Annotated in this window: 11 protein-coding genes; 4 read left to right on the top strand and 7 right to left on the bottom strand. The window is 46.3% G+C overall.

Features of this window, described 5'->3' with window-relative positions:
• The coding region (locus tag BP896_RS05380; RefSeq protein WP_291766517.1) for a pyridoxal phosphate-dependent aminotransferase at positions 1 to 995 on the bottom strand (995 nt) is incomplete at its 3' end.
• A 77-nt stretch (positions 996 to 1,072) separates the two neighbouring features.
• Here BP896_RS05380 and hisD point away from each other — a divergent pair.
• Positions 1,073 to 2,272 carry a histidinol dehydrogenase gene (gene hisD, locus BP896_RS05375; protein WP_291766515.1) on the top strand — a complete coding sequence of 400 codons (1,200 nt, stop codon included), beginning with the start codon at positions 1,073 to 1,075 and terminating at the stop codon, positions 2,270 to 2,272.
• 166 nt (positions 2,273 to 2,438) lie between these two features.
• Here hisD and BP896_RS05370 read toward each other — a convergent pair whose 3' ends face one another.
• Positions 2,439 to 2,678, bottom strand: a complete 240-nt coding sequence (locus BP896_RS05370; RefSeq protein ID WP_291766513.1) for a hypothetical protein — start codon at positions 2,676 to 2,678, stop codon at positions 2,439 to 2,441.
• 135 nt (positions 2,679 to 2,813) lie between these two features.
• Here BP896_RS05370 and hisE point away from each other — a divergent pair, with 135 nt between their 5' ends.
• From hisE to hisI, 3 genes are all read left to right on the top strand, one after another.
• Complete coding sequence (hisE, locus tag BP896_RS05365) at positions 2,814 to 3,116, top strand: phosphoribosyl-ATP diphosphatase (RefSeq protein WP_291766511.1); 303 nt, start codon at positions 2,814 to 2,816, stop codon at positions 3,114 to 3,116.
• Positions 3,094 to 3,711 carry an imidazole glycerol phosphate synthase subunit HisH gene (gene hisH, locus BP896_RS05360; protein WP_291766508.1) on the top strand — a complete coding sequence of 206 codons (618 nt, stop codon included), beginning with the start codon at positions 3,094 to 3,096 and terminating at the stop codon, positions 3,709 to 3,711. Before hisE ends, hisH begins: the two co-directional genes overlap by 23 nt.
• A gap of 415 nt (positions 3,712 to 4,126) precedes the next feature.
• The gene (hisI, locus tag BP896_RS05355; protein ID WP_291766506.1) at positions 4,127 to 4,513 is read left to right on the top strand and encodes a phosphoribosyl-AMP cyclohydrolase; all 387 of its coding nucleotides are present in this window, start codon (positions 4,127 to 4,129) and stop codon (positions 4,511 to 4,513) included.
• Here hisI and hisF read toward each other — a convergent pair.
• From hisF to BP896_RS05330, 5 genes are all read right to left on the bottom strand, one after another.
• Positions 4,510 to 5,280, bottom strand: a complete 771-nt coding sequence (gene hisF / locus BP896_RS05350) for an imidazole glycerol phosphate synthase subunit HisF (protein ID WP_291766504.1) — start codon at positions 5,278 to 5,280, stop codon at positions 4,510 to 4,512. The two genes, hisI and hisF, sit on opposite strands and share 4 nt — an antisense overlap.
• A complete protein-coding gene (locus tag BP896_RS05345; protein ID WP_291766502.1) occupies positions 5,277 to 5,855 on the bottom strand; it encodes an imidazoleglycerol-phosphate dehydratase in 579 nt (192 codons plus the stop codon). The genes hisF and BP896_RS05345 overlap by 4 nt, the downstream gene beginning before the upstream one ends.
• Complete coding sequence (locus tag BP896_RS05340; protein WP_291766500.1) at positions 5,848 to 6,534, bottom strand: HisA/HisF-related TIM barrel protein; 687 nt, start codon at positions 6,532 to 6,534, stop codon at positions 5,848 to 5,850. The genes BP896_RS05345 and BP896_RS05340 overlap by 8 nt, the downstream gene beginning before the upstream one ends.
• Entirely contained in the window at positions 6,531 to 7,382 is an 852-nt protein-coding gene (gene hisG / locus BP896_RS05335; protein WP_291766498.1) for an ATP phosphoribosyltransferase, read from the bottom strand. The genes BP896_RS05340 and hisG overlap by 4 nt, the downstream gene beginning before the upstream one ends.
• Positions 7,383 to 7,479: 97 nt before the next feature.
• On the bottom strand, positions 7,480 to 9,444 hold the full coding sequence (locus BP896_RS05330) for a hydantoinase/oxoprolinase family protein (protein ID WP_291766495.1): 1,965 nt from the start codon (positions 9,442 to 9,444) through the stop codon (positions 7,480 to 7,482).
• Positions 9,445 to 9,639: the final 195 nt, after the last annotated feature.

Below are 9,639 nucleotides of genomic sequence, written 5' to 3'. Positions count from 1 at the left end.
GTGGTTCTTAGGCAGTCCTCACAGAGTACCTTACCGCTTAGGTTCCTAAGCACGAACCCCCTCTTGAATAATTCCTCATAAACTGCATTTGGCCTTAAGGCGTGGAAGGTTATGAAATTGGCCACTGAGTTTAATGGCCTTAAGCCGATTTCACTCATCCTCCTCATCATAAACCCCCTAACCTCAATCATCCTCCTAATACTCTCCTCCACGTAGTGCTTAAGTTGAAGGGCTTTACTTAACATGGCTATTGATGGGTAAGGTATATTGTGGGGTAGGGAAATCCTCTTGAGGGCATTAATGATGACTTCAGAGCCAACCACGTAACCAACCCTAAGCCCAGCTAAGCCCCAGGCCTTGGAGAATGTCCTAACCACCGCCACGTTATCGTAGTGCCTTGTTAAATCCATTAACGTTACCCCAGCGAAGTCTGCGTAGGCCTCATCAATAATGATGAGTGCCCTAAGCCTTGAGGCAATGTACTCAACGTCAGCCCTATTGAATAAGTTACCTGTTGGATTATTTGGATTACAGAGGTACACTACGTCGACATCACCACCAACCTTAATAACCTCATCCACATCCAATTCATAACTGGGCTTAAGGGTAACCTCCTTAATCCTAATGTTCATTGATTCAGCCAGTGCCCTAGGCATTGAGTAGGTGGGCTCAATGACCAGTAGCCTGCCTGAACCATGCAGTGTAAGCTGAATGAGGAGCCTAAGGCCCTCATCACCGCCAGCAACGGCAAACACATTATTGGCATTAGCATTAATGTGCTTAGCTATGAGCTCATTTAACGATGGGTTAAGGGGTTCAGTGTAGTACCTAATTAAATCAGGTTCCATTAATACGCCTAGAATTGATTCATAGTACTCCCTCGGTAGGAATAGGTTTTCATTGAAGTGAAGCCTATACTTACTTAAACCAACATTAGGCTCCTCGTAAAAGCCAATGCTGAGGACTCTAGCCCATGAATACCGCCCACTAGCCACTCGGGGTCCACTAATTAATCTAAATAAGTATTATCTAAAACGCAATATATTATTAAGCACTGGCCCACTGGGGTATTGTGAGGGTTAATAGTAGTGAATTGCCCAGCCTCTTAAGGAGAATAACTAATATGGATCAATACATTGATAGGGTTAGGGGCATTATTAATGATGTTAAGGAGCATGGTGATGAGGCTTTACTTAGGTTAACAAGTGAACTAGATGGCGTTAGGTTAAGCTCCATTGAGTTAAGTTCAAGCGAATTAATGGCGTTAGCCAGTAATATTGAACCCAGGGTTAAGGAGGCGTTGGATGAGGCAGTGGCCTCAGTGGAGTCCTTTAACAACAGGATTAAGCCAAGTAACATTGAGGATTATTACAGGGGCTTAAGGAGGGGAGTTAGGTGGGTGCCCTTAAGTAGGGTTGGCTTATATGTGCCTAAGGGCTACTTCTCAACACTGGTTATGACTGGGGTTTTAGCTAAGGCAGCTGGGGTTGAGGAATTAATCGCAGTGACACCACCTAGGCGTGATGGTTTAATTGACCCTGAAACAGCATACGTGGCATTAAGGCTGAACGCTAGGGTATTCAGGGTTGGTGGGGCTCAGGCAGTGGCTGCATTAGCCTTCGGTACAGAGTCAGTGCCTAAAGTGGATAAGATTGCTGGGCCAGGTAACGTTTACGTGCAGGCAGCTAAGCTACTGGTTTCAAACTACGTGGGTATTGATGGTGTTGAGGGGCCCACTGAATTAGTAACCTGCGCTGACCCAAGCATTAAGCCAATCACAGTGGCCTTGGACCTGGCTGCTCAGCTTGAGCATGCTGGCGCCGTGGGCGTGTTAGCTACCTGGAATGAAGGCTACTTAACGGCTATTGAGGAGGAGTTAAGCAAGTTAACTAACTCACCATACCTATCAACGTTAATTAATGGGCCCAGTGAATGCGTTGACTTGATTAATGAGCTAGCACCTGAACATGCGTCAATTTGGGGTTTTGAATTACCCATTGATGGTATTAGGAATGCCGGCGCAGTATCAATAATGGCCCCCTCAGCCCTAGTGGATTACATTGCTGGGCCAAGCCACGTCCTACCCACTGGTGGTTCAGCTAGGTGGAGGGGTGTTTTAACACCCATGGACTTCATGAAGCCAATAGCCTACATTGAACCCACCAGTAAGACTGAGGCTGGGAGGCTTAGTGAATTAGGGGCAATACTGGGGTTGAGGGAGGGGTTTAGGAGGCATTCTGAGGCATTAGTCAATTGGATTAATGAAGAATAATACTCGTAAATCCACTGCATACATCATGAAGAATCATGGCTTACCTTAACCCTGATACAATACCACGCCTAAGAACCAATTCAATACTGCTCCAGGATCATACACTGTAATTTACCAGCATGAATGATTAATAATCCTTAATGTAACCGTACAATTGCATTCACCACTAATGCGGCAGTGGTGTAGATGATTTGTTTGGCACCGTATAGCAGTATACGTAAGCTGACTCATTAATTAGGGTTAGGTTACTGAATCTGAAGATGTACTGGTTAGTTCTAAGCACCGTGTTGAGTATTCTGTAAACCTGGTACATTCCAGTGAATTCAAGGGAAATTAAGGTAACGTTGCCGTTAACGTTAATTAAATCATTAAATCTTATTAAGGTGCTGTTAATGTTACCCAGCATATTAAACCCCTAACGCTCGCATTCGTTAAGCTTTCATTAACTTCATTCCAGGGGCTTAATTTTTACCGCTGTTAGGCTGCTCCACCCTTTTGGATTATTTGGGAAAGCATTTATAGTGTTACCCAATGATGCCTAGTGGATGATTGCGACTTCCTTAAGGTGCTGGAGGGTGTGATTGATGATAGGATTAGGACTAGGAGGCAGGGGAGCTACACTTACTCACTCTACGTGGGTGGAGTTAGCTTAATTAGTAAGAAGGTTGGTGAGGAGGCTGTTGAGGTTGCTGTAGCGGCTATGGCTAAGGATAAGGATTGGGTTATTAGGGAGTCAGCTGACCTCATGTACCACCTACTAGTCCTACTGAGAGTTATGGGGCTTAACCTAAGTGATGTCTGTAGGGAGTTGAGGAGGAGGCATGAGGGTGAGGGTGGTGGTTAAGGTTGGTGTTGTTAATTATGGCGTCGGCAACGTTGGAAGCATCTTCAACGCCCTACGTAGGATTGGGGCTGAACCAATGCTAATTAATAGTGCCGTTGAATTAAGAAGCGTAGACGCAGTGATTCTCCCTGGTGTTGGCTCATTTAACTCAGCCATGGTTAACTTAAGTAGGTTAACCGATGAATTGAATAGCGTTAGGGGTAGTTCACCAATATTAGGCATATGCCTAGGCCTACAGTTAATGTTCAAGGGTAGTGATGAGGGGGAGTTAGGGGGCTTGGGTTGGTATGATGGTTGGGTTAATAGGATTAGGGGGCCTAGGGTACCCCACATTGGTTGGGATTACGTTAAGCTGAATGGTGAATGTAACCTAGGCGTTATTGGAGGCTACTACTACTTTATGCATAGTTACGCCGTGGTTAACCCAATTAATGAGCCGCCAAACATTGGGTTCACTAGGTATGGTGGCTCAACAATACTTAGCGTACTCTGCGATGAGGGTAAAGCCACCTACGGTACCCAATTCCACCCTGAGAAGAGCGGTAAATTAGGGTTAAGCATCCTAAGTGGTTTAATTAACTTAGCTAAGAGTTGATTTCCCTTCACCCTTAAAGTTGAGGATCCTTAAGGCTAAGTAGAGTTTCAATCTCCATATAACTATATTATATAGATCACTTAACCCTAAATATCTTTATTGAATTAAATATCCAATAAATAGAGAAAAATTAACCAAGTGAACATATCAGTATAGTGGTATTATTTTACTCCTTTAGGGGGATTTCGCCAGTTATGGTAAACGCCTTCTTAGGTTGGATAATCCTAGGGTTCTTCTACCTGGAAGTTAAGGAAATGCTTTCATAGAAGAATGAATTCACAAGCATCCAAATTAAACATGAAATCCACTTCAGTGCGTATTAAGTAGGCGTTGGATTAATTAAGCCTCATTATTAGCACTCATGTAAACTATGATGCTTAATAATCTTTTAAAGCCCCCTTAATTAGCCTCATTAATGCTGCCTAACGGCATTAACGTACTTAAGTTAAGCCCAGAGGAGGCTTCTAAGATTACTGATTCACTCTGGTATAGGCATACTGATGGAACCATTGTGGCCGTGGCTCAAGATTACTTAACTAAGGATGTGCTAATGGTGGCTAGCATGAATAAGGAGGCTGTCTTTAAAACATTAACAACAGGCATGGTTCACTACTGGTCCCTAAGCCGTAGGAGGCTGTGGCTTAAGGGGGAGACCAGTGGCCACTACCAGTATTTAATTGACTTCAGGATTGACTGCGATGGTGACGCCCTACTGCTTAAGGTTTATCAAGTGGGTAATGCATGCCACCTGGGCACTAGGTCATGCTTCGACGCCAGGTACGTGAATAGGATTCAGCTCTAAGCTAACGTACGCACCCTAATGCCGGATTCCGATAAGTAGGCCTTCAACGTTAATATGTTTATTATACCCATATGGAACACGCTAGCCGCCAATGCAGCGTCAGCGTACTTAAGAACCTCAAGGAAGTGCCTAGGCTCCCCAGCACCCCCACTGGCTATTACTGGGATATTAACTGAGTCAGCCAACCTCCTGTATAATTCAATATCATAACCCGCCCTTGTTCCATCAGCATCAATACTGGTAACCAGTAATTCCCCAGCCCCAAGCTCCTCAACAGTCCTAGCCCACTCAACCGCATTGAGGTGTGTTTCAACCCTACCCCCCATTATGAATACCCTCCACTCATTACTAATCCTCCTAGCATCAATGGCTACAACCACGGATTGGGCACCATACTCCCTGGATAATTCAGCCACAATACTTGGATCCTTAACGGCGGCCGTGTTAACGCTGACCTTATCCGCCCCAGCCTTGAATGCTAAGTCAGCATCATTAATACTCCTAATACCCCCACCCACGCCCAAGGGTATACTCACAGCTGCGGCAACATTGCGTACCGTTTCAAGGAATGTTGACCTACCCTGCACTGTGGCTGTTATGTCCAATAGGAATAATTCATCAGCCCCCTCCTCCTCATACCTTGAAGCCAACTCCACTGGGTCGCCCATCACCCTAAGCCCCTCGAAGTTAACTCCCTTAACCACAATGTTGGCGTCAACATCCATGCATGGTATAATGCGCCTAACTAAGCCAATTGGCCTAGTCATAGTACCCCCTTAAGGCTCTGTACACCACCACCCTTAACCTGTATTGCTTGCCCAAGGGCTAGGCCTAGGGCTTTGAATATTGACTCAGCTATGTGGTGGTTATTCTCACCCCACATTACGTTAACGTGTATTGTGGCCCTAAGTGATGATGCCAGGCTCCTAATGAAGTGCGGCACCATTTCAGTGGCCATGTCGCCAACCACCTCCCTAGTGAAGGAGCCCTTAAACATGAAGTAGGCCCTACCCCCAAGGTCCACTGAGGCTAGTGTTAAGGCATCATCCATAGGCACTATGGCCCAACCAAACCTAGTTAAACCAACCCTATCACCCAGCGCCTTATCCAGCGCTGAACCAAGGACTATGGCCACATCCTCAACCACGTGGTGGTCATCGAAGCCCCTTAAGTCAACTGCCTTAACCCTCCCTGAGGCACCCATGTAGAATACTAGCGTCTCAACCATGTGGTTAAGGAACTTAATGGGCGTATCAACACTCACCTCACCTGGTTCCAGATTTAACTCAACCCTAACCTCAGTTTCCTTAGTCCTACGCTCAATTACAGCATTCCTAGGCATTACACTTCACCCCCTTAACGTAGAGTGCGTAACCTATTATGACTCCATTAAAGCCCAGGCCCCATAGATACTCCACGTCACTGCACCCTGATACTCCACCAGCATAGTAGACTTCACCCCCAATATCCTTAAGCCTCTTAACCAACTCCCCATTAACCCTAGGCCCCATTCCAGTGCCCTCAACGCTCACATTAGTGTAAACTACGGCACTAACCCTAGGTAAGCCGCTTAACACATCCATTATCCTCCTAGCCCTAACCCTCCACCCCCTAGTCATTAGCCACTCACCATCAGAGTCAAGGGATATGCCAACTTTATCCGCGCCAAGCCTATTAATCATACTGGTTAGTAGCTGCGGATTCTCAACAGCCACGGTACCTAGTATGACCCTTGAGCAATATTTTAGGAGTAGTTCAGCATCCTCAATAACCCTAACCCCACCCCCTACTTCGCACCTCCCATTCACTGCTGCGCCTATTTTAGCTATTGAATTAACGTTAATTGGCTTACCTAACTCAGCTCCATCCAGGTCAACAACGTGGATGAATGGGTAATCCTTAATTAGGCTTAGGGCCTCACTTAGGCTTAATTTAACGAGTTCACTACCCTTAACCCCCCTAACCCTCTTAACCACTAGGCCATTACTTAAGTCTATTGATGGTATTATTAGCCTACTCACGGTATCACCTTCTCAATACTTAACACTAATATGTCCTTAGCCCCAGCCTTCTTCAGTAGGGGGAGTAGGTCTGGTATTGACTCCTCTGGGACGACGGATATAACCTCCTTCATTGGCCTACCTGACGCCACATCAGCTATGGTGGGCCCCTCCATTGCTGGTAGGACCTTAAGCACAGCCTCCAGGTCCTCTTCAGGGACATTCATTAGGATTAGCTTCCTACCGTTTGAGGCTAATGCACCCCTCATTAGTATTAGGAATTTATCCACGAATTCCCGCTCATCACTATTCAATTCCCTTGGGGTAGCTAAGACTGCTTCACTCTCCATGATTACGCCAATGGGTTTAAGGCCGTGAAGCCTAAGCGTAGTGCCTGTGGACATGACGTCAACTATACCGTCAGCCACATTAAGTAGGGGCATAACCTCAGCGCTGCCTGAAATCTTAACAATCCTAACCCTCTTACCCAGCCTACTGAAGTAGGCGTTAGTTATGTTAACGTACTTTGTGGCTAACCTGAAGCCATCCTTAATATCATCAACACTATTAATCCCTGAACCAGAGGGTACTGCAATAACAATCCTCCCCCTACCAAACCCAAGCCTCTCAATAATATTAACTGAGGCCCCACTCTCAATAATGTAGTCTAGGCCGGTTATACCCATTATTGCTGAATTAGACTCAACAACACTGGGTATGTCCTCAGGCCTAATCCTTATTAGGCTTAATGTGCGCCAGCTTGTTGGTAATACAAGGGCCCTATCATCCATTGACTGAGGCTTAATGCCAATGTAATTTAGGAGGCCCATAACCGGCTCCACTAGCCGCCCCTTTGATGGGATTGCCATTAAGTATGTTGGAGGTTATTCATTAAGCCCACGGCTACTGAGGGTATATAAGCATTGCCTATCAACACATAGTTCAGCCTGAATTATAAATAAGCTATTACCTACTTAGGGTTAATTCACCATAACCCCCAACAGTAAGCCTCCACCCAGGCGGCACCACTGTGGTTGAACCATACTCCTCAATTACCGCAGGCCCCTCAATAACCTGCCCCATTGGGACTTCACCACGCCAGTAAACCGGCGCCTCAACCCAATCATCGAAGAAGACCCTCCTAAAGCCCCTCGGCCTAGCCTCACCCTGAGCCTTAGGTGCCTTGAACCTTGGCTTAATCCTCCTAACCACTGCGAACACCCTTATGGTAACCACCTCAATGGGCTTATTCAGCTTAAAGCCGTATGTGGCGTAGTGCCTATCATTAAACGCATCCTCAACCCCACTTAGGCTTGCCGGCCTACCCACAGGTATTGTTAACTCCCAGCCCTGCCCAACATACCTAACGTCAGCATACCTAAGGAAGTAATCAACCCTACGTAACCTACTCATTAACTCACCCTCAAGCCTCCTAAAGCCCTCCTCAATGTCGCTTGGGAATGATGCCCTAGCCTCAAACCTCTCATCAGCCATCAATAGGCCAAGGGCACTAAAGGCCCCTGGCTCAGGGGGTATTATTATTGAACTTACGCCTAATTCCTCAGCTATGTATGGTGCAAATTGAGGGCCTGCACCACCAAACGCCATTAGCGTGAATTCCCTTGGGTCAAGGCCCCTCTCAACGGTTACAAGCCTAACGGCCCTAGCCATCTCAATGGTGGCTAGCCTAATGGCTTCAAGAGCCACGTTAACTGGGCTACCCAGTTTAGATAACCCCTTAACTGCTGCATCCCTATTAATCCTCATTTCACCACCAAGCAGGTATTCGCCAATTCTACCGAGGACAACATTGGCGTCAGTTAAGGTTGGTTCACCACCACCCCTACCGTAGCATATTGGCCCTGGATCAGCCCCAGCACTTAATGGGCCAACCCTAAGGGCCCCAGCCTCATCACGCCAAATAATCGTCCCCCCTCCCGATGAGACTTCGGCTAAGTCAATGAAGGGGAACCTAACCGGGTAGCCTGAGCCCTTAATGAGCCTCCCATGGTGAACCTCACCACCAACCTCATACTCACTGGTTACTTCAGGCTCATGGTTAATTACCGCTGAGGCCTTAGCCGTGGTGCCACCCATGTCGAAGCCTATAACCCTACTAACGTTAATTAGCCTAGAGAATTCAGCCACAGCCACTGCACCGGCGGCTGGGCCTGATTCAATCAACTGCACAGGCCTCTCCACAGCCTCATTGGTGTCAATAAGCCCACCTGCACTTGAGGCTATGAAGAATTCACCCACGCCCAATTCCCTAAGCCCATTGGTTAACTTACTAATGTACTCGCTGACTATTGGCATTAAGGCTGCATTAACCACAGTGGTTGATGCCCTCTCATACTCCCTAGGCTCAGGAGCCACCTTACTGGATAAGCTAATATACTTGAAGAAGCCCCTAAGCACATTACCTGTAACCTCCTCGTTTATTGGATTAATGTAGGAGTGTAGGTAGGCTACAGCCACACTGGCAGCACCCATGGCTCTAGCCCTCAATGCATAATCCTCAATCTCCCCTGGTTCAACAGCCTTAATTACTTCACCATTAGCCTTAACCCTCTCATTAACCTCAAACCTAAGCTCCCTGGGTACTAGGGGCCTTGGCTTATCGAAGAATAAGTCATATAGCTTAGGCCTATTCTGCCTACCAATCTCAATAACATCCCTAAAACCCCTAGTGGTGAATAAGGCAACCTTAGGTAACTCAAGCCCAACCTGCCCAAGCAGTGCATTAGTGCCTATTGTAGTTGCGTGAAGAACCTCAGAAATACGCCCATTAATCCTCCTTAAACCACTAAGCACAGCCACATCAGGATTCCTCGGCGTACTCAATACCTTGAATGAACTCACTGATCCATCATCATTAAGAATCACGAAATCCGTAAACGTACCACCAGTATCAACAGCAACAATCACCATAAACCACCATAAATGGGGGTGGGGCATTATTTTTAATGATTAGCCCAGGTTAATGCATAAGAATCAATGAAGGCCTCATAGGGATTACGTATAGAGTAGCTTCATCACTGAGACCCACTATACCTATTGTAGGCTTACTTAATGATGCTTTTATTATTTTGATTGGTTTTAATTGCTTGCTTTAGGTTTATTCAT

The organism is Caldivirga sp. UBA161, assembly GCF_002506515.1.
Classification (GTDB): domain Archaea; phylum Thermoproteota; class Thermoprotei; order Thermoproteales; family Thermocladiaceae; genus Caldivirga.
Note: the sequence above shows the minus strand (reverse complement) of the source record. Positions and strands in the feature narration are given on the sequence as shown.